Origin of the sequence: Cellulomonas persica, assembly GCF_007989825.1 — a bacterium.
In the GTDB taxonomy this organism is placed as follows: Bacteria; Actinomycetota; Actinomycetes; order Actinomycetales; family Cellulomonadaceae; genus Cellulomonas; species Cellulomonas persica.
Genome location: NZ_BJUA01000003.1, coordinates 58,758 through 76,705 on the forward strand (window position 1 = coordinate 58,758; position 17,948 = coordinate 76,705).

Here is a 17,948-nt window from a genome sequence, read left to right on the forward strand (position 1 = left end):
TCGTCGTACGCCCTCCGCGCGGGCGTCGGGGCGGGGTGCGACACGGCAGGACCTGAGGTGCGTCCCAGCCTTATTGGGAACTGCTATCGTTATCGACGCCGCACGGTGCGGCACCAGAAAGGGGTCCCCGCATGCGTGCGCGCACCGCTGTCGTTCTTGCGGCCTGTGCCGCGCTCGGCCTCGTCGCCGGCTGCTCGTCGTCCGAACCGGCCGACGACGCCCGCCTGTCGATCGTCGCGTCCACCAACGTCTGGGGCGACGTGGCGCGCCAGGTCGCGGGCGACCTCGCCGACGTGAGCTCGATCGTCGACGACCCGTCCGTCGACCCGCACTCGTTCGAGGCGAGCGCACGGGTCGAGCTCGCGATCTCACGTGCCGACCTCGTCGTCGTCAACGGCGGCGGCTACGACGACTTCGCGTCGCAGCTCGTCGACGCGCTCGACGCGCCGCCCCCGGTCGTCGACGCCGTCGACGCCTCGGGTCTGGCTGACGAGGACGCGACTGACGAGCACGCGGCCGACGAGCACGCGGCCGACGAGCATGCGGCCGACGAGCACGCGGAGGACGAGCACGCGGACGACGAGCACGGGCACGCGCACGGCGAGCTGAACGAGCACGTCTGGTACGACCTGGCGACGGTGCAGGCGGTGGCGCGTGACATCGCCGACGCGCTCGCCGAGATCGCGCCCGAGCACGCGGCGACGTTCTCGCGCAACGCCGACGACTTCTCCGGGGAGGTCGACGGGCTCACGCACTCCGCGGCGCAGATCGCGCAGGCGTACGGCGGCACGGGCGTCGTCGTGACCGAGCCCGTGCCGGTGTACCTCGTGCAGACCGCAGGCCTCGAGGACCGCACGCCGCCGGAGTTCGCGGAGTCCGTCGAGCAGGAGATCGACGTGCCGCCGGCGGCGATGGACGAGACGCTCGCGCTGGTCGCTTCGCACGACGTGGCCCTCCTCGTGTACAACGAGCAGACGACGGGCCCGCAGACCGACCAGGTGGTGCAGGCCGCTCGCGACGCGGGTCTGCCGGTCGTGAACGTCACCGAGACGCTGCCGGAGGGTGAGGACTACGTGTCGTGGATGGCGGGCAACCTCGAGGCGCTCGCGCAGGCGCTCGCGTGAGCACGGCCGCGGCGCCGCTCGAGCTCGAGCGCGCGCGGCTCGCGTACGGCAAGCGCGTCGTGTGGTCCGACGTGGACCTCACGGTACGCCCCGGCGAGTTCCTCACGGTCCTGGGCCCGAACGGCTCGGGCAAGACGAGCCTGCTGCGCGCGATCCTCGGCCTGACGCCGCTGTCGGGCGGCCGCCTGACCATCATGGGGGCACCGCCGCGGCGCGGCAGTCGCGCGGTCGGCTACATCCCGCAGCAGCGCCTGATCGACCCGTCGACGCCCGTGCGGGCGCGCGACCTCGTCCGGCTCGGGCTGGACGGCGACCGCTGGGGGATCGGCGGGCGTCGCACGCGCGAGCGGGTCGACGCGCTGCTCGCCGCGGTGGGCGCGACCGCGTACGCCGACGTGCCGCTCGGGATGCTCTCGGGCGGCGAGCAGCAGCGGGTCCGGATCGCGCAGGCGCTCGGCACCGAGCCCGCGCTGCTGCTGTGCGACGAGCCGCTGCTCTCGCTCGACCTCAAGCACCAGCACGAGGTCACCGCGCTCATCCACGCGATGCGGCGCGAGCGCGGCACGGCCGTCGTGTTCGTGACGCACGAGATCAACCCGGTGCTGCCGTACACCGACCGCGTGCTGTACCTGGCGCCGGGCGGCCACGCGATCGGGGCGCCCGATGACGTCCTCACGTCCGCGCAGCTGTCCGCGTTGTACGGCACGCCGGTCGACGTCCTGCACTCGCAGGGTCGTGTCGTGATCGTGGGCGGCGACGACGAGCACGTCCACCACGTCGAGGAGGCACAGGAGTGAGCGCGCCCGCTCTGCTTGCGGGCGTGCTGCCTGCTGAGGTCGCCGACGACTGGTGGACCCGCATCTTCGACTTCTCCGACTACGGCGCGCTGCTGGCGCTCGTGCACAACTCGCTGCTCGCCGGGCTCGTGCTCGGGCTCGTCGGCGGGCTCGTCGGCGTGTTCGTCATGCAGCGCGACCTCGCGTTCGCGGTGCACGGCATCAGCGAGCTGTCCTTCGCGGGCGCCGCCGCGGCGCTGCTGCTGTCGATCGACGTGATGCTGGGTGCCGTGCTCGGCTCGGTGGTCGCGGCGCTCGTGATCGGCCTGCTCGGGACGCGCGCACGCGACCGCAACTCGATCATCGGCGTGCTCATGCCGTTCGGGCTGGGTCTCGGGGTGCTCTTCCTCGCGCTGTACCCGGGGCGCGCGGCGAACAAGTTCGGGCTGCTCACGGGGCAGATCGTGGCCGTTGACTCGACGCGCCTGTCGCTGTTCCTGGTGATCGCCGCGGTCGTCGTCGCGGGGCTCGTCGCGATCTGGCGACCGCTGACGTTCGCGAGCGTCGACCCGGACGTCGCTGCGGCGCGCGGCGTGCCGACCCGGGCGCTCGGCCTGGGGTTCATGCTGCTGCTGGGGCTCGCGGTGGCCCTCGCGGTGCAGGTCGTCGGCGCGCTGCTCGTGCTCTCGCTGCTCATCACGCCCGCGGCGGCCGCCACGCGCGTGAGCGCCTCGCCCGTGGCGGTGCCGCTGCTCTCGGTCGCGTTCGCGGTGACGAGCGCGGTGGGCGGGATCCTGCTCGCGCTGGGTGGCTCGGTGCCGATCAGCCCGTACGTCACGACGGTGTCGTTCGTGATCTACGTGGTGTGCCGGATCGTCGGCGACGCGCGGACGCGGCGGGGCTGGGCTCGTCGTGCCGCCGCGGCCAGCGAGGCCGAGGTCGCCGCGGCCTGATCCCGCGGGCGGGTGGTGGGTCGCTCAGACCGTGGCGGGCTCGTCCGCGCACGTCGCGCAGGTGCCCATGAGCTCGAGCGTGTGGGACACGTCGACGAAGCCGGTCTCGGCGGACAGCGACGCGACGAGCGTCTCGAACGCGGCGGCCTGGACCTCGACCGTGCGACCGCAGCTGCGGCACACCAGGTGGTGGTGGTGCCCCTGCCGCTCGCAGCGCCGGTAGAGCGTCTCGCCGTTCGCGGTGCGCAGGACGTCGAACTCGCCGCTCGCGGCCATCGCTCCGAGCGTGCGGTAGACGGTCGCGAGGCCGATGTCGTCGCCGCGCTGGACCAGCAGCATGTGGATCTGCTGCGCGCTGCGGAACTCGACCAGCTCGTCCATGAGCTGCCCGATCGCGCGCCGCTGGCGCGTCGTGCGCTGACCGATCACGTCCACCTCCGGGGGAGTCGCCCGATTCTACGTGGTTCTCATGTGCAACAAGCAGCAGGCGAGCGTGTCGTTGCCTTCCGAGCCGGTTACTGGGTAACCTGTGGTTACTGCGTAACTAGATCACGTCAGGGGGCTCGATGTCCGTCCGCCAGGGACTGCTCGCACTTCTCGCCGACGCACCCATGCACGCCTACCAGCTCCGCCACGAGTTCGAGCAGCGCACCGGCGGGACCTGGCCGCTCAACATGGGCCAGGTCTCCACGACGCTCGACCGTCTGGTGCGCGACGAGCTCGTCGCGCCGCTGGACGTGGACGCCGACGACGTCGTGCGCTACCACCTCACCCATACCGGACGGGCGGAGCTCGAGCGCTGGTGGACCACCGCGGTCGTGCGTTCGGCCCCCGCGCGCGACGAGCTGAGCATCAAGCTCGCGCTCGCGGTCAGCGCGCCCGGCGTCGACGTCTGCGTGATCGTGCAGACGCAGCGCACCGAGACCATGCGCGCGCTGCGCGACCTCACGCGGCTCAAGGCCGACCTGCCGGCCAGCGGCTGGACGCGCGAGGACCTCGCGTGGTCGCTCGTGCTCGACCACCTGATCTTCGCCGCCGAGGCCGAGGTGCGCTGGCTCGACCACGTCGAGGCCCGGGTCGCGCGCGCCACCGACAAGGGCATCGTGCTCGCGCCCCGAGCGGCGTCCGGTGAGCTGCCGCCCGCGGAGCAGGCCGCGCGCGAGCACGTCGCCGACGGCGGTGCGCGATGAGCCCGCGCGCGACCGGCCCCGTCGTCCTCGCCCTGCGTGGCGTGACCCGCGTGCACGGCAGCGGCGCCTCGCAGGTGCGCGCGCTCGCGGGTGTCGACCTCGACGTGCGGCTCGGCGAGCTCGTCGCCGTCATGGGCGCCTCCGGCTCGGGCAAGTCGACGCTGCTCAACGTCGCCGGCGGGCTCGACACCCCGACGTCGGGCACGGTGACGCTCGCGGGCAGCGAGCTGTCCGCGCTCGACCCCACCGGTCGCGCACGCCTGCGCCGCCGCAGCGTCGGGTACGTCTTCCAGGACTTCAACCTCATCCCCGCGCTGACCGCCGCGGAGAACGTCGCGCTGCCGCGCGAGCTCGACGGCGTGCGCACCCGGCAGGCCAGACGCGAGGCGCACGCGGCGCTGTCCGAGGTCGGCATCGCCGAGCTCGCGGACCGGTTCCCCGACGAGATGTCCGGCGGTCAGCAGCAGCGGGTCGCGATCGCCCGCGCGCTCGTCGGCCCGCGCCGCCTCGTCCTCGCCGACGAGCCCACCGGCGCCCTCGACTCCGTCACGGGCGAGGACGTCATGCGCGTGCTGCGCGCGCGGGTCGACGCGGGCGCGGCAGGCCTCCTGGTGACGCACGAGCCGCGGTTCGCGGCCTGGGCCGACCGCACGGTGTTCGTGCGCGACGGCGTGGTCGTCGACGGGACCGGGGAGCGCGGCGGTCCCGAGGTGCTCCTGACCGGCGGCGTGCGCTGATGCGTCGCTGGTGGGGCGGCCTGCGGGTCGCCGCTCGTATCGCGCGCCGGGACGCCGTCCGGAGCAGGGGCCGGACGGCGTTGGTGGCGACGATGGTCGGGCTGCCCGTCGTCGCGGGCGTCGCGTTGATGACGATGGGCACCTCGGCGCTCCCGACCGGGGAGCACGAGGTCCGCACCGCGGTCGGGACGTCCGCGCAGGCGGTCGTCGAGTTCGCCGGCGTGCGCATCGAGGGGCAGGACCAGTCGTCGGGCGTGACGATCTGGGGCGACGGGGACCGCGACGTGCCGGTCGACGAGCGCGCCGCCGCGGTCGCGCGCCTCGTCCCGCACGCCGAGCGCGTCGTCGAGGTCGTCACGACCGCCGGGTCGGTGCGCGCGCAGGACGGTGAGCGGGCCGGGCTGGACCTCGGCGCGACCGAGGTCGCCGTCGTGCCCGCGGACGCGATCGAGTCGATCGCGGGAGGGACGGCCGTCTCCGGGCGGCTGCCCGCGGACGACGACGAGGTCGCGCTGAGCGTGCCGTGGGCGCGCGAGCTCGCGGTCGAGGTGGGCGACCGGGTGTCGTTCCACCCCGACGGCTCGGACGCGAGCCTCGACGGGCTCGAGGTCGTCGGGGTGCTCGACGATCCGTCGGGGCGCGGGGTGTGGCTCTCGGCCGACGACGTCGCCGGGGCCAGGTCCGCCTCCGGCTCCAGCCGGTACTACGTGCTCGGCGAACAGCCCGTGACCTGGGACGACGTGGCCACGCTCAACGAGGCCGGCTTCCTCGCGACGACGCGCTACGGGCTCGAGCACCGGCCGCCCTCGCTGGCCGGGGAGACGCCGAGCGAGCACGAGTCGTCGATGGTCGTGCTGGCGGCGGCCGGTGTCGCCATCGGGCTGCTCGAGGTCGTCCTGCTCATCGGCCCGGCGTTCGCGGTCGGGGCGCGCCGTCAGCAGCGTCAGCTCGCGCTGATCGCCGCGAGCGGCGGGGACCGCGCCACGATCCGGCGCGTCGTCGTCATGGGTGGGGTCGTGGTGGCCACGGTGGCCTCGCTCGTCGGGGTGGCCGTCGGTATCGCGGTCGCCGCTGGCGTGCGAGCCGCCTCGCGGTCCCGCGGCGAGTGGACCTACCCGGACCTGCGCGTCCCGTGGGGCTACGTCGCCCTCATCGGGGCGCTGGGCGTCCTCGTCGCGGTGGCCGCCGCGTGGCTGCCCGCGCGACGGGTCTCCCGGCTCGACCCGGCGGCCGCGCTCGCCGGCCGCCGGTCCGACCCGCGCCCGCACCGCGCCGTCCCGGTCGTCGGGCTCGTGCTCGCGGCCGGTGGCACGGCACTCGCGATGCTCGGTGCGCTGCGCACGTCACCCACGCTCGCCGTCGTCGGGGTCCTGCTGCTGCAGGTCGGCGTCGTGGCGTGCTCGGGCACCGTGGTGAGGCTCGTCGGACGGCTCGCCCCGTGGGCCGGCGTCGCGGGGCGCATCGCGCTGCGGGACGCGGTGCGGCAGCGCTCGCGGACCGCGCCGGCGGTCGCGGCCGTGATCGCTGCGGTCGCGGGTGCGGTGGCCGCCGGCACCTTCGTGCTGTCGGTCGACGGCGCGCGGAGGGACGCCTACCAGCCCGCTGCGCAGGACGGCACGGTGCTCGTCGGGCAGAGCTTCTTCGACCCGGGGCCCGTCGGCGAGGAGTCCGTAGACGTCTCGCACGACGCGCTGGTCGCGCGCGCCGCGACCCTGGCGGGCGTCGCGCGCGAGCACCTGCCGGTGGCCGACGTCGTGCCCGTGCTCGCACCGCTCGACCAGCACGGCCGGACCCCGACGCTCGTCGCGACGGTCGCACCTGGGCAGGACTGCCCGTACGCCCCCGACGGTTCCTTGAGCGAGCCCGTCCCCGCGGACGACCGCCTGTGCTGGCTCTCGGCCGGCGGGACGGTCAACGAAGGGTTCTTCGGCTCGCCAGGCGGCTGGGCAGGCTCGACCCTCGTCGACGACGGGACGGTGCTGCGCCTGCTGGGGCTGCCGGCGGCACAGCGTGCCGCGGACGCGCTCGCGCACGGCCACGTCGTGGTGCTCAGTGACCGGCAGGTGTGGCCGGACGGCACCGCGCGCGTCGAGGGCGAGTCGTTCGACCCCGACACGGGGGAGCTGCTGGAGACCATGTCGGCGACCGCGCCGGCGTTCGTCATGCCCGAGCTGACGGCCTGGTCGCTCGTCGTGCCGCCCTCGCTCGCGGCGGACCTCGGGGTCGCACCCGAGCCCGTGGGTGTGGTCGCGACCACGCACGAGGTCCCGACGCAGGCGCAGGAGGGCGCCGCGCGCGCCGCGCTGCCCGGGTCGGCGTTCCTCGCGGTCGAGCGCGGCTGGCGGGAGCCGAGCTCGAGCTTCGTCGGGCTCATCGCACTCGTCGCGACGGTGCTCGCGCTCGGGGCCACGGGCATCCCGCTCGCGCTCGGCGCTGTCGAGTCCGCGCCCGACCTCGCGACGCTCGGTGCGGTCGGTGCCGCGCCGCGCACGCGCCGCCGGGTCGCGGCGAGCCAGGCCGCGGTCGTCGTCGTCATCGGGACGTGGCTGGGGGTCGCGACGGGGCTGCTCGTCGCGCAGGTCCTGGTGCTCGCGCGCCGCGCGCGTGCGGCGGAGGTCGCCGACGTCCTCATGCGCCTGCACGTGCCGTGGGACGTGGTCGGGCTGCTCGCGCTGGCGCTGCCGGCCGTCGCGATCGGCGGCGCGTGGTTGCTCGTGCGCGCTCGCCTGCCGCTGGTGCGCCGCGCCACCTGAACGCGCGTCGCTGCAGGTCGGGCCGGGGCGTCAGGCGGGAGTCGCGAGTGCCCGGACCAGGGCCTCGTCGAACGCGGGCAGGTCGTCGGGGGTGCGGCTCGAGATCAGCGGACCGTCGACGACGACCTGTTCGTCCACCCAGTCGGCCCCCGCGTTGCGCAGGTCCGTGCGCAGCGACGGGAAGCTCGTGATCCGGCGTCCCGCGACGGCCTCCGCCTCGATGAGGATCCACGCGCCGTGGCAGATCACGGCGATCGGCTTGCCCGCCTCGACGAAGCCCCGGACGAACGCCACGGCGTCCGGGTCGACGCGCAGGTCGTCGGCGTTGACGACACCGCCCGGCAGGACGAGCGCGTCGAAGTCGGCCGCGTCGGCGGTCGCCACGGGCAGGTCGACGTGCTGGGAGTAGCCGTGCTCGCCGCGCACGCTGATGTCGGCCGGCGACACCAGCGAGACCCGAGCGCCCGCGTCCTCGACCGCGGCCCACGGGCTCGTGAGCTCGCTGTCCTCGAAGCCGTCGGTGAGCAGGAACGCGACCGTGCGGTCGTCGAGCGTCGTGGTCATGATGCCTCCCGGTTCGGTGCGGCCAGGCTAGGCACGCCTCGAGCCGGTCGGCACGTCGAGCCGACGTGCGCGTGCGGCGAGCGCGTGCCACGGTGACGCCAGTGGGGCCGTCGAGGGGGACGGTCGCGAGGGGGAGTCGCGAGGGGGACGGCGCGATGGGCACGGCGACGCAGTCGATGTGGGCGTGGGACAACCCGGTCCCGCCGTCGCAGGACGCACGAGGCCGCGGGTACGCGCCCGCCGCACCCGGTCCGCTGGCCGCGTTCGCCGACGAGCAGGGGCTGACGCGCGTGCACCTCGCGGCCCCGTGGGCGGCCGACGAGGGACCGGTCGGCGCGTGGTTCGCGGAGGCGGCCGCGGCGCTCGGTGCGCGGCACCTCGCCGTCGACGCGCTCGGCGGCGACCCCGGCTGGCTCGACGAACCCGCGCTCGCGGCCACGTGGGCCGGTGCGGCGCTGCGGTCCGCCGACGGGCGGCTCGACGGCATCCAGCTCGACGTCGAGCCGTGGACGCTGCCGGGCTGGCGCGACGACCGCGACGACGGCGTCCGGCGCTGGCTCGCGGTGCTCGACGCGACCCGCGCGGTCGTGCCGAGCGCGCTGACGCTGGGTGCGGACGCGCCCTGGTGGTTGGTGAACGTCCCCGCACCCGACGAGGGCGGCTCGGTGCTCGACGCGGTGCTGCGCCGTGTCGACCGGGTCGTCGTCGTGGCGTTCAGCGACCACGCGGACGGCGACGACGGGATCGTCGCGCTCGCGCGTCCCTCGGTCGAGACCGCGAGGGCGGCAGGGGTGCCGTGGACGATCGGGGTCGAGACGGACACCCCCGACGTGGCCGGCGGGGCGCAGTACACGTTCCACGACGAGGGTGCGGCCGTGCTCGAGCGCGAGGCGGACCGGGTCGCACGGGCCTTCGGTGCCCCGGGCTGCGTGTGCGTCGAGCACCACCGCGCGTGGCGCGCGCTCCTCGAGGCGTCGCCCGTCTGACTGCGGCGCGCATGCTCGTCGTCCCGCACGTGCGGTCGTACCGTGAGAGCGGACGGGACGTCCACGCCCCGGGGCGAGGGGAACGCCATGGCCGACAGCGAGCTGCTGTCCGCAAGGTCCGCGGACGGCACGACGATCGCGTACGCGCGTGCGGGCACGGGTCCGCCGCTGGTCCTCCTCGGCGGCGCGTTCACCACACGCGACGTGTGGGCACCGCTCGCGGCGCTGCTGCGCGACGCGTTCACGATGCTGCTCGTCGACCGGCGAGGCCGTGGCGACAGCGGTGACGCGATCACCCCGCAGGAGGTCGCGACGTACTCGGTCGAGCGCGAGATCGACGACCTCGACGCGGTGATCGCCGCCGAGGGCGGCCGCGCCGCGGTGCTCGGCTTCTCGTCGGGCGCGACCCTCGCGCTGCACGCCGCGGCGGCAGGCGCGGCGATCTCGGCCCTCGTGCTGTACGAACCGCCGTTCGCGCTCGGTGGCCTGCCGGCGGCCGCGGAGGACGCGCCACGACGGCTCGCGCGGATGATCGCCGACGGGCACCCGGGCGACGCGGTCGCCACCATGCAGCGCGAGGTCATCGGGCTCCCCGCGCACGTGGTCGAGCAGGCGCGCAGCTCGCCGATGTGGCACGCGCTCGAGGAGATCGCGCAGACCGTCGTCTACGACGCGACGCTCACGGCCGCGCCCAACGTCCCGACGCCCGCGATGTGCGCGCTGGACGTGCCGACGCTCGTCGTGTGCGGGGCCGAGACCTGGCCCGCGCTGCGCGCGTCGGCTGCGGAGCTCGCGCAGCGGCTCGCGGGTGCGCGCCTCGTCGAGCTCGCGGGCGGTGCGGGGCACGGCATCGCCGTCGAGGAGACGGCCGCGTTGCTGCGCGACGAGCTGGCGCGGGGGGCCTTCGCCTGACGCCCTCGGACCGGCTGCGGGTCAGGCGGTGCGGCTCAGACGGTGCGGGTCAGGACGGTTCCTGCGTGTCCGCGTCGGAGCGTTCGACGAGGTAGGTGCGGCCGCTGGCGTCCTGCACGCGCACGAGGCTCGTGCGCAGCTCGCGCTCGCGGGCGCGCTCGTCGGCCGACGCGGGCCGCACGGGCTCACGGCCGTCGCCGACCTGCGCAGGGCCGAGGAGGTGGCGTGCGAGCCAGTCGGTGACCCGCCCGCCTTCGCTGTCCCGCCGCGACATGTGCTCTCCTCGTGCCATCAGTGTGTGCACTCACTATAAGTGCACGAACTGTCTCCTAAGATGTGAGCCGTGACGCAGACCGCCCAGCAGAGCACCGTGGCCGACGGCTCGGTCGCCGGCTCGGACGACGCCCCGGCCGTGGACACGGTCGACCCGCTCGCGCTCGAGGCGCAGGTCTGCCTCGCGCTGTCGGCCGCGGCCCGCGCGCTCGTCGGGACCTACCGCACGCTGCTCGAGCCGCTCGGCCTGACGCACCCGCAGTACCTCGCGATGCTGGCGCTGTGGCAGGACGGCCCGATGTCGCTGGTCCGGCTCGCGGCGCGCCTCCACCTCGAGCCGGCGACCACCTCGCCGCTGGTCAAGCGGCTCGAGGCGCGCGGGCTCGTCGCGCGGCGCACGGACACGCGCGACGAGCGCGCGCTCGTCATCGAGCTGACGGACGCCGGCGCCGCGATGCGCGAGCAGGCCGTGGGGATCCCCGGCGCGATGCTCGAGCGGCTCGGGCTGGACGCCGAGGAGGTCGCGCACGTGCGGGACGCCGCGCTCGTCGTGCTCGACGCGTGCGAGCGCGCCGACTAGCAGCGCACGCCGAGCAGCGTCGCGCGCGTCACGCCTCGAGCACGGCCCATCCCCGCGCGGGCAGGTGCACCACGCCGGACTCGAGGTGCGCGTCGCCCGCGACCGTCGTGCGCGCGTCCGCCGCAGGGAGGCTGACCGGCTCGTCGCCGAGGTTGAGCGCGGTGACCACGGCGCCGAACCCGGTCCCCGTGCGCAGCACCAGCGCCGTGTTGTCGAGGTGCAGCACGTCCGTGCGCGCGGTCGTCAGCCACGGCAGGCGACGGCGCATCCCGACGAGCGTGCGCGTCACGTCGAGCACGCGCCGCGCGGTGCCGTCGAGGTCGTCCGGTGCGGGAGGCCGCTGCGGGAACCGGGGGCGCACGGCGTCGTCGCCGCCCTCGCGCTGCTCCTTCACGCCCATCCAGGCGTACTCGTCGCCCGCGTACAGGCTGGGCGTGCCCGCGACCGTCAGCAGCACCGCGAGAGCGTGCGGCACGCGGTCGGCACCGACCGCCGACGCGATGCGCGTGACGTCGTGGTTGCCGACGAACGTCTGCGGCACGAAGGTCTCGAGCAGGTCGTCGTGCCGGCCGATCGCGTGCGCGAGCTCGTAGAGGTTCCGGTCCGCGATCGCGTGCCAGATGCCCTGCCAGAGCTCGTACTGCGTGAGCGTGTCGATGCCCGAGTCGCGCACGATCGCCTGAGCGTCGCCGTGGATGACCTCGCCGAGGAACCACGCCCCCGGGAACCGGTCGCGCACGCGCGGCAGCACGCGCGCCCAGAACGCGGGCGGGACGGCGTACGCCGCATCCAGCCGCCACCCGTCCACGCCGCGCGCGAGCCAGTGGCACATCGCCTCGACGACGAGGTCGTCGACCGCGGGGGAGTCGTGGTCGAGCGCGACGAGCGCGCCGTGGCCCTCGAACACGTCCGCACGCACGGGCTGCCCCGCGGCCCACCCGGTCCAGTCGATCCGGAACAGCCCCGCGGTGGGCGCGCCGGGTCCCTGCTCCTCGACGAGCCGGAACGCGGGGTGGCCGCGGCCGACGTGGTTGAACACGCCGTCGAGCACGACGCGGACCCCGCGGGCGTGCGCGGCGTCGACGAGCCGGACCAGGTCGGCCTCGTCGCCCAGGCGCGGGTCGACGCGCAGGTGGTCGACCGTGTCGTAGCCGTGGGTCTGCGACGCGAACACCGGCCCGAGCAGCAGCCCGTCGAGACCGAGGTCGACCACGTGGTCGAGCCACGCCTCGAGATGCCCGAGCCGGTGCTCGACGGGTCCGGCCAGGTGCGCGTCGGGATCGGCGGGACGGATCTGCGCGCCGACGAACCCCAGGGGGTACACGTGCCACCAGAGCGCGCGAGCGGCCCAGGAGGCGTCAGCGCGCGGCCCCGGGCCGCCCTCGATCGTCGTCATCCCAGGTCACGCTACCCGCCCCGCCCAGCGAACGACCCGGGCCCCGTCCCGACCCAGCGCTTGCTCAGGCTCTGGGGCGGGTCGGCCGGAGCGGGTGCGGGTCGTGGGGATGGGTGAGGGGTGTCCGGGGTCAGGAGGGGCGGGCGTACGACGAGAGAGGGAGGCGGTAGGCGAGGTCGACGGCCGTCTCGTGCGCCTCGTCGAGGTCGAGGCGGTGCTCGGCGACGAGCCGTGCGAGGAACCCCGCGTCGATGCGCCGCGCGAGGTCGTGGCGCGCGGGGATGGAGCAGAACGCGCGCGTGTCGTCGACGAAGCCGGTGGTGTTGTAGAAGCCCGCGGTGTCGGTCACGGCCTCCCGGAAGCGGCGCATCGCGTCGGGCGTGTCCAGGAACCACCACGGGGCACCGAGCCGCAGCGCCGGGTAGACGCCCGCGAGCGGCGCGAGCTCGCGGCTGTAGGTGTCCTCGTCGACGGTGAACACCACGAGCCGGAACCGCGGGTGGTGGCCGAACGCCTCGAGGATCGGCCGCAGGCCGTGCACGAACTCGGTGACGACGGGGATGTCGTAACCCACGTCAGGCCCGCGCAGCGCGGCGACCCGCGCGTCGTAGTCGCGCAGGACGCCCGGGTGGAGCTGCATGACGAGCCCGTCGTCGCACGACAGGCGCGCCATCTCGAACAGCAGGTGCCCGGCGAGGGCACGCGCACCGGCCGAGCCGAGCGCCGGCCCCCCGGCCGCCGAGCGCAGCGCCGCCGCCATGAGGCGGTCCGCGGCGTCGTCGGGGAGCTGCTCGGCCCACGGCGTCGCGAGCCCGTGGTCGGTCGCGAGCGCCCCCCGCGCGACGAACTCGGCGCGACGCCGCGCGAGCGCCTCGACGAACGTGGTGCTGGTGCTGATCGTCGTCCCGGTGAGCTCGCCGAGGCGCTCGACCCGCTCGCCCCAGCCCGGCGTGAGCGGGTGGAGCAGCGCATCGGGCCGGAACGTCGGGATGACACGCCCGCTCAGCCCCGCGTCCGCGAGCCGGGCGTGGCTGTCGAGCGTCGCGGTCGCGTCGTCGGTCGTCGCGAGGATCTCGAGGCCGAACCGCTCGAACAGCGCGCGCGGGCGCAGCTCGGGCGTCGCGAGCGCGGCGACCATCTGGTCGAACGTCACGTCGGCCGTGTGTGCGGACGGTCGCAGCGTGATGCCGAAGAGGTCGACGAGCTCGTGCTCGAGCCAGAACCGGGTGGGCGTGCCGCGCAGGACGTGCCAGTGGCTCGCGACCGTCCGCCAGATCTCGCGCGGGTCGGTCTCGACCGCCTCGTCGTCGTTGCGGGGGACGCCGAGGGAGTCCAGGTCGACGCCCTGCGAGACGAGCAGACGCAGCAGGTAGTGGTCGGGGGTGACGAGCAGCGACGCCGGGTCGGTGAAGGGCTCGTCGTCGAGCAGCAGGTCGGCGTCGACGTGACCGTGCATCGAGACGAGCGGAAGGTCCTGCGTCGTGGCGAGGAGCTCGCGCGCGATCGACCGCACGCCGGGGTCGGCCGGCAGCGCGCGGTCGGGGTGGAGCGCCAGCGTGGGGAGCTGGTCGGCCGGCGTGAGGGCGGAGCGCGGCACGCGGTTCCTTCCGGTCGCGTCGACGCGACGTCGTCGTCGGCCGATCTGCGGGGAGTGCAAGCGTTTGCCGCGGAGTTTGTCACCTGCGCCCCACCGCCCGCAACAGTGCGAGCACCCCTCTGCGGCGCGCCCTGCGTCGTCGGCAGAGGGTGGGTGACAGGTCGGGAGGGCGTGTGGCAAAGTGTCTGGCAACCGTTAGCCATCCGGTTTGTCGGCCTCCTCCCCGTCGCGTGCGTGGGGGTCGGCACGCGGTTCGCGCATCGGGCCACTGACTCACGACGAGGTGAGAGGAGCACGGGATGTCGAGCGACATCGCAGGCGCCACCAGCTCGGCCGACGCGCCGGCGCCCGGTGGGCGCATCCGCCGTCCCCGGCGCGCGGCGTCCCTTCGGCTCGACCGGCCCGTGCGCCGCACGTGGCGCCAGGAGCTGCGGCGCGACTGGCGCCTGTACTCGTTCCTGGTCCTGCCGCTGATCTTCTTCGCGGTGTTCCGCTACCTGCCGATCCTCGGCAACGTCGTGGCGTTCCGACGCTTCCGACCCGGCTCGTCGATCTTCGGCGACGAGTGGGTCGGGCTGTACTACGTGCGGATGTTCATCCAGGACCCGTCGTTCTGGTCGGCGTTCTGGAACACGGTCGTCCTCGGCCTGCTGACGCTCGTCGTCGTCTTCCCGCTGCCGATCATCCTGGCGCTCATGCTCAACGAGCTGCGCTCGGCGCGGTTCAAACGGCTCGTGCAGACCGTCAGCTACCTGCCGCACTTCATGTCGATCGTCATCGTCGCCGGCATGATCTTCCAGCTCACGGCGATGAAGGGCACGTTCAACCAGATCATCACCGGGCTCGGCGGGGACGCCATCGCGTTCTTCCAGGACCCCTCCTGGTTCCGCCCGATCTACCTGACGTCGGAGGTCTGGCAGACGGTCGGGTGGGGCACGATCCTCTACCTCGCGGCGCTGACGACGATCGACGGACAGCTCTACGAGGCCGCACGCATCGACGGCGCGAACCGGTGGCGGCAGACGTGGCACATCACGCTGCCGGGCATCCGGCCCACGATGATCGTGCTCCTGATCCTGAACATCGGCTCGTTCATGGCGGTGGGCTTCGAGAAGGTCCTGCTGCTGCAGAACCCGGTCATCTACTCGACGGCCGACGTCATCTCCACGTACCTGTACCGCGTCGGCATCGTCTCGAACAGCGTGTCCTACGCGACGGCGATCGGGCTGTTCGAGGCGCTCATCGGGCTCACGCTCATCCTGTCGGCCAACGCCATCTCCAAGCGCACCGTGGGGGCCTCGCTGTGGTGACCGACGTGACGACGACGAGCCCCGACCTGGCCGGCCCGACGAAGCCCGTGGCGGTCGTCGGGCGCGGGGTGCGCCCCAAGGACGGCAAGGGCTACACCGCGTTCCGCGTCGTGAACGCCACGCTGCTGCTGCTCATGTGCGCGGTCGTCCTGTACCCGTTCGTGAACATCGTGGCGCAGGCGTTCAGCTCCGAGGGCCACATCAACGCGGGCCAGGTGAACCTCGTCCCGCGGGGCTTCAACCTGACGACCTTCAAGGTCGTGCTCTCCGACGACATGTTCTGGACCAACTACAAGAACACGGTGGTCTACACGGTCGTCGGGACCGTGATCGCGATGGCGCTGACGACGACGTACGCCTACGCGCTGTCGAAGAAGCACCTCAAGGGCCGGACGTTCTTCATCGGCATCGCCGTGCTGACCATGTTCTTCAACGGCGGTCTGATCCCGAACTACGTGCTCATCACGACGCTCGGCTTCAAGGACACCATCTGGGCGATCGTGCTGCCGAACGCGATCAGCGTCTTCAACCTGCTCGTCATGAAGTCGTTCTTCGAGAACTTCCCGGACGAGCTCGAGGAGGCGGCCGCGATCGACGGCATGTCGACGTACGGCGTCTTCTTCCGGATCGTGCTGCCGCTGTCGAAGGCGGTGCTCGCGACGATGGTGCTGTTCTACGCCGTGGCGTTCTGGAACAGCTGGTTCTCGGCGTACCTCTACATGACCGACGCCGCGAACTACCCGGTCACCGTGTACCTGCGCAACCTCATGGCGGGGGTGACCACCGGGACGTCCATCACGGGTGGCCAGCTCGACAACATGACGCAGATCGCCTCCAACGTGCAGTCCGTGACGATGCTGCTCACGGTCCTGCCGATCGTCTGCCTCTACCCGTTCATCCAGAGGTACTTCGTGTCGGGCGTGATGCTCGGCGCGGTGAAGCAATGACCGCACCAGGAATGACCGCAGTGCAGCAATGACCGCAGTGCAGCAATGACCGCAGGAATGACGAGAGGGCGCACGCCGGGCCGTTACCCCGACGTGCGCCCCGCGATCCCGTCATCAGCTCATCCACCGTGCAGGACGACGACGTTCCACCCGGAGAAGGAGAAGCCATGAGATCGACGAAGAAGAGGGTAGTCGCGTTCGGGTCCGCGGCGGCGCTCGCGCTGACGCTGACCGCGGCGTGCTCGTCGGGCGACGACCCGACGACCGCGCCGACGGGTGGCGGCGAGACCAGCGAGGGCGTGACGATCGACGCCGAGCACAGCGTGGGTGCGATGACGGACTTCGCCGTGGGGACGACGTTCAGGGCGACCGAGCCGGTGACGTTCTCGCTGCTGTACCGCGACCACCCGAACTACCCGCTGAACAAGGACTGGCTCGTGTTCAGCGAGCTGCGCGACAAGCAGCAGGTGTCGTTCGACATCACGAGTGCTCCGCTGTCCGACTGGGACGCGAAGAAGTCGCTCATCATCTCCGCGGGTGACGCGCCCGAGCTGATCCCCGTGACGTATGCGGGGCAGGAGGCGCAGTTCGTCTCCGGCGGCGCGCTGCTGCCCATCAGCGACTACGTGCAGTACATGCCGAACTTCCAGCAGAAGGTCAAGGACTGGAAGCTCGAGGAGTACATCGAGAACCTTCGGCAGGCCGACGGCAAGTACTACATGCTCCCCGGCCTGTTCGAGTCGCCGCAGCCGCAGTACTCGATCGTGACGCGGCAGGACCAGTGGGACGCCGCGGGCATCACCGAGGCGCCGGCCACGTGGGACGACTTCAAGGCGGACCTGGCGACGCTGAAGGCCGCGCAGCCGGACGCCTGGCCGATGTCCGACCGCTGGTCGACGAACAACAACGTGCCGCTCGGCGCGACGCTGCAGATCGCGTCGCCGAACTTCGACACGGTCGCCGGCTGGGGCTTCGGCAACGGCCTGTGGTACGACGAGGAGTCCGGCACGTTCGAGTACGCGGCCGCGACCGAGGGCTACCGGCAGCTCGTCGAGTACTTCGCGTCGCTCGTCGCCGACGGCCTGCTGGACCCGGAGTCCGTGACGCAGGACGACGAGACGGCGATCCAGAAGTTCACATCGGGCCAGTCGCTGGCGATCAGCGGGAACACGCAGGAGATCACGACCTACCGCACGTCGCTCGCGGACGCGGGCACCGAGGCGACGCTCCACCTGCTGCGGGTGCCGTCCGGGCCGGCCGGGGACAAGGTCTCGTCGGGCAGCCGTCGCTCGTCGGGCTTCATGCTGTCGGCCGACGCCGCCAAGCAGCCGCACTTCCTCGCGCTGCTGCAGTTCGCGGACTGGCTGTACTACTCCGACGAGGGCCTCGAGTTCGCCAAGTGGGGCGTCGAGGGGACCACGTACACCAAGGACGGCGACGTCCGCACGATCGACCCGGACATCGACTGGAACGGCATCAACCCGACGGGCACCAAGAAGCTCAACGCCGACTTCGGCTTCAGTAACGGCGTGTTCCTGCTGGCGAACGGCTCGTCCGACGAGCTGCTCGCGTCCATGTCGTCCGACGAGGTCCAGCAGTTCGTGGACGAGATGTCGACGAAGGAGGAGTTGCCGCTCGCGCCGCCCGCGCCGCTCGAGGAGATGGAGCAGGAGCAGGTCACGCTGTGGCAGACGGCGCTGACCGACGCGGTCACGCAGGCCACGGCGGCGTTCATCCTGGGGCAGCGTCCGATGTCGGAGTGGGACACGTTCGTGAGTGAGCTCAAGGCCCTCAACATGGACCAGTACGTCGCGACCTACAACACCGCGCTCGAGCGCGCGCAGGGCTGA

17 protein-coding genes are annotated in these 17,948 nt (G+C 73.2%); 12 read left to right on the plus strand and 5 right to left on the minus strand.

The genetic code is table 11. The annotated features are described in order from the left end of the window. Nucleotides 1-131 precede the first annotated feature (131 nt). The 3 genes from CPE01_RS03770 to CPE01_RS03780 are packed head-to-tail and all read left to right on the plus strand — an operon-like array spanning nt 132 to nt 2,853. Nucleotides 132-1,124: a metal ABC transporter solute-binding protein, Zn/Mn family gene (locus tag CPE01_RS03770; protein ID WP_146805317.1), complete on the plus strand. Its 993-nt coding sequence runs from the start codon at nt 132-134 to the stop codon at nt 1,122-1,124. Further along, nucleotides 1,121-1,921 carry a metal ABC transporter ATP-binding protein gene (locus tag CPE01_RS03775; protein ID WP_146805318.1) on the plus strand — a complete coding sequence of 267 codons (801 nt, stop codon included), beginning with the start codon at nt 1,121-1,123 and terminating at the stop codon, nt 1,919-1,921. Before CPE01_RS03770 ends, CPE01_RS03775 begins: the two co-directional genes overlap by 4 nt. Before the next feature lie 26 nt (nt 1,922-1,947). Further along, a complete protein-coding gene (locus CPE01_RS03780) occupies nt 1,948-2,853 on the plus strand; it encodes a metal ABC transporter permease (RefSeq protein WP_146805483.1) in 906 nt (301 codons plus the stop codon). A gap of 24 nt (nt 2,854-2,877) precedes the next feature. Here CPE01_RS03780 and CPE01_RS03785 read toward each other — a convergent pair whose 3' ends face one another. Next, nucleotides 2,878-3,282, minus strand: coding sequence for a Fur family transcriptional regulator (locus CPE01_RS03785; protein ID WP_281285096.1), 405 nt, complete (start codon nt 3,280-3,282; stop codon nt 2,878-2,880). A 137-nt stretch (nt 3,283-3,419) separates the two neighbouring features. On the opposite strand from CPE01_RS03785, the gene CPE01_RS03790 reads away from it, so the two are divergent. The 3 genes from CPE01_RS03790 to CPE01_RS03800 all read left to right on the plus strand — a co-directional run bounded on the left by CPE01_RS03790 (nt 3,420) and on the right by CPE01_RS03800 (nt 7,533). Then, nucleotides 3,420-4,043 carry a PadR family transcriptional regulator gene (locus tag CPE01_RS03790; RefSeq protein WP_146805319.1) on the plus strand — a complete coding sequence of 208 codons (624 nt, stop codon included), beginning with the start codon at nt 3,420-3,422 and terminating at the stop codon, nt 4,041-4,043. After that, nucleotides 4,040-4,780: an ABC transporter ATP-binding protein gene (locus CPE01_RS03795; RefSeq protein ID WP_146805320.1), complete on the plus strand. Its 741-nt coding sequence runs from the start codon at nt 4,040-4,042 to the stop codon at nt 4,778-4,780. The genes CPE01_RS03790 and CPE01_RS03795 overlap by 4 nt, the downstream gene beginning before the upstream one ends. A gap of 92 nt (nt 4,781-4,872) precedes the next feature. Further along, on the plus strand, nt 4,873-7,533 hold the full coding sequence (locus tag CPE01_RS03800; RefSeq protein WP_186811398.1) for an ABC transporter permease: 2,661 nt from the start codon (nt 4,873-4,875) through the stop codon (nt 7,531-7,533). Between the two features lie 30 nt (nt 7,534-7,563). On the opposite strand, the gene CPE01_RS03805 is transcribed toward CPE01_RS03800, so the two are convergent. Beyond that, on the minus strand, nt 7,564-8,097 hold the full coding sequence (locus CPE01_RS03805; protein WP_146805322.1) for a type 1 glutamine amidotransferase domain-containing protein: 534 nt from the start codon (nt 8,095-8,097) through the stop codon (nt 7,564-7,566). A 155-nt stretch (nt 8,098-8,252) separates the two neighbouring features. On the opposite strand from CPE01_RS03805, the gene CPE01_RS03810 reads away from it, so the two are divergent. After that, nucleotides 8,253-9,083 (plus strand): hypothetical protein, encoded by an 831-nt coding sequence (locus tag CPE01_RS03810; protein WP_146805323.1) that lies wholly within the window; start codon nt 8,253-8,255, stop codon nt 9,081-9,083. An 87-nt stretch (nt 9,084-9,170) separates the two neighbouring features. Continuing rightward, nucleotides 9,171-9,995 (plus strand): alpha/beta fold hydrolase, encoded by an 825-nt coding sequence (locus CPE01_RS03815; protein WP_146805324.1) that lies wholly within the window; start codon nt 9,171-9,173, stop codon nt 9,993-9,995. A 49-nt stretch (nt 9,996-10,044) separates the two neighbouring features. On the opposite strand, the gene CPE01_RS03820 is transcribed toward CPE01_RS03815, so the two are convergent. Next, nucleotides 10,045-10,269: a hypothetical protein gene (locus tag CPE01_RS03820; protein ID WP_146805325.1), complete on the minus strand. Its 225-nt coding sequence runs from the start codon at nt 10,267-10,269 to the stop codon at nt 10,045-10,047. Nucleotides 10,270-10,407: 138 nt separating this feature from the next. On the opposite strand from CPE01_RS03820, the gene CPE01_RS03825 reads away from it, so the two are divergent. Continuing rightward, nucleotides 10,408-10,848 carry a MarR family winged helix-turn-helix transcriptional regulator gene (locus CPE01_RS03825; protein ID WP_146805485.1) on the plus strand — a complete coding sequence of 147 codons (441 nt, stop codon included), beginning with the start codon at nt 10,408-10,410 and terminating at the stop codon, nt 10,846-10,848. Nucleotides 10,849-10,876: 28 nt separating this feature from the next. Here the strand turns inward: CPE01_RS03825 and CPE01_RS03830 are convergent, their stop codons facing one another. Then, nucleotides 10,877-12,244 carry an alpha-amylase family glycosyl hydrolase gene (locus CPE01_RS03830; protein ID WP_146805326.1) on the minus strand — a complete coding sequence of 456 codons (1,368 nt, stop codon included), beginning with the start codon at nt 12,242-12,244 and terminating at the stop codon, nt 10,877-10,879. 130 nt (nt 12,245-12,374) lie between these two features. Further along, nucleotides 12,375-13,841 carry a glucuronate isomerase gene (gene uxaC / locus CPE01_RS03835; RefSeq protein ID WP_246783721.1) on the minus strand — a complete coding sequence of 489 codons (1,467 nt, stop codon included), beginning with the start codon at nt 13,839-13,841 and terminating at the stop codon, nt 12,375-12,377. Between the two features lie 299 nt (nt 13,842-14,140). On the opposite strand from uxaC, the gene CPE01_RS03840 reads away from it, so the two are divergent. From CPE01_RS03840 to CPE01_RS03850, 3 genes are all read left to right on the plus strand, one after another. Continuing rightward, nucleotides 14,141-15,151 carry an ABC transporter permease gene (locus tag CPE01_RS03840; RefSeq protein ID WP_146805327.1) on the plus strand — a complete coding sequence of 337 codons (1,011 nt, stop codon included), beginning with the start codon at nt 14,141-14,143 and terminating at the stop codon, nt 15,149-15,151. A gap of 5 nt (nt 15,152-15,156) precedes the next feature. After that, nucleotides 15,157-16,098 (plus strand): carbohydrate ABC transporter permease, encoded by a 942-nt coding sequence (locus tag CPE01_RS03845; RefSeq protein ID WP_371861977.1) that lies wholly within the window; start codon nt 15,157-15,159, stop codon nt 16,096-16,098. A 167-nt stretch (nt 16,099-16,265) separates the two neighbouring features. Continuing rightward, complete coding sequence (locus CPE01_RS03850; protein WP_146805328.1) at nt 16,266-17,948, plus strand: ABC transporter substrate-binding protein; 1,683 nt, start codon at nt 16,266-16,268, stop codon at nt 17,946-17,948.

What these genes read in the sequence shown, in the direction of transcription:
- CPE01_RS03770 (WP_146805317.1), top strand. Translation starts at nt 132, where the DNA reads ATGCGTGCGCGCACCGCTGTCGTTCTTGCGGCCTGTGCCGCGCTCGGC.
- CPE01_RS03790 (WP_146805319.1), top strand. Translation starts at nt 3,420, where the DNA reads ATGTCCGTCCGCCAGGGACTGCTCGCACTTCTCGCCGACGCACCCATG.
- CPE01_RS03795 (WP_146805320.1), top strand. Translation starts at nt 4,040, where the DNA reads ATGAGCCCGCGCGCGACCGGCCCCGTCGTCCTCGCCCTGCGTGGCGTG.
- CPE01_RS03800 (WP_186811398.1), top strand. Translation starts at nt 4,873, where the DNA reads ATGGTCGGGCTGCCCGTCGTCGCGGGCGTCGCGTTGATGACGATGGGC.
- CPE01_RS03805 (WP_146805322.1), bottom strand. Translation starts at nt 8,097, where the DNA reads ATGACCACGACGCTCGACGACCGCACGGTCGCGTTCCTGCTCACCGAC.
- CPE01_RS03810 (WP_146805323.1), top strand. Translation starts at nt 8,253, where the DNA reads ATGGGCACGGCGACGCAGTCGATGTGGGCGTGGGACAACCCGGTCCCG.
- CPE01_RS03815 (WP_146805324.1), top strand. Translation starts at nt 9,171, where the DNA reads ATGGCCGACAGCGAGCTGCTGTCCGCAAGGTCCGCGGACGGCACGACG.
- CPE01_RS03820 (WP_146805325.1), bottom strand. Translation starts at nt 10,269, where the DNA reads ATGTCGCGGCGGGACAGCGAAGGCGGGCGGGTCACCGACTGGCTCGCA.
- CPE01_RS03830 (WP_146805326.1), bottom strand. Translation starts at nt 12,244, where the DNA reads ATGACGACGATCGAGGGCGGCCCGGGGCCGCGCGCTGACGCCTCCTGG.
- CPE01_RS03840 (WP_146805327.1), top strand. Translation starts at nt 14,141, where the DNA reads ATGTCGAGCGACATCGCAGGCGCCACCAGCTCGGCCGACGCGCCGGCG.
- CPE01_RS03850 (WP_146805328.1), top strand. Translation starts at nt 16,266, where the DNA reads ATGAGATCGACGAAGAAGAGGGTAGTCGCGTTCGGGTCCGCGGCGGCG.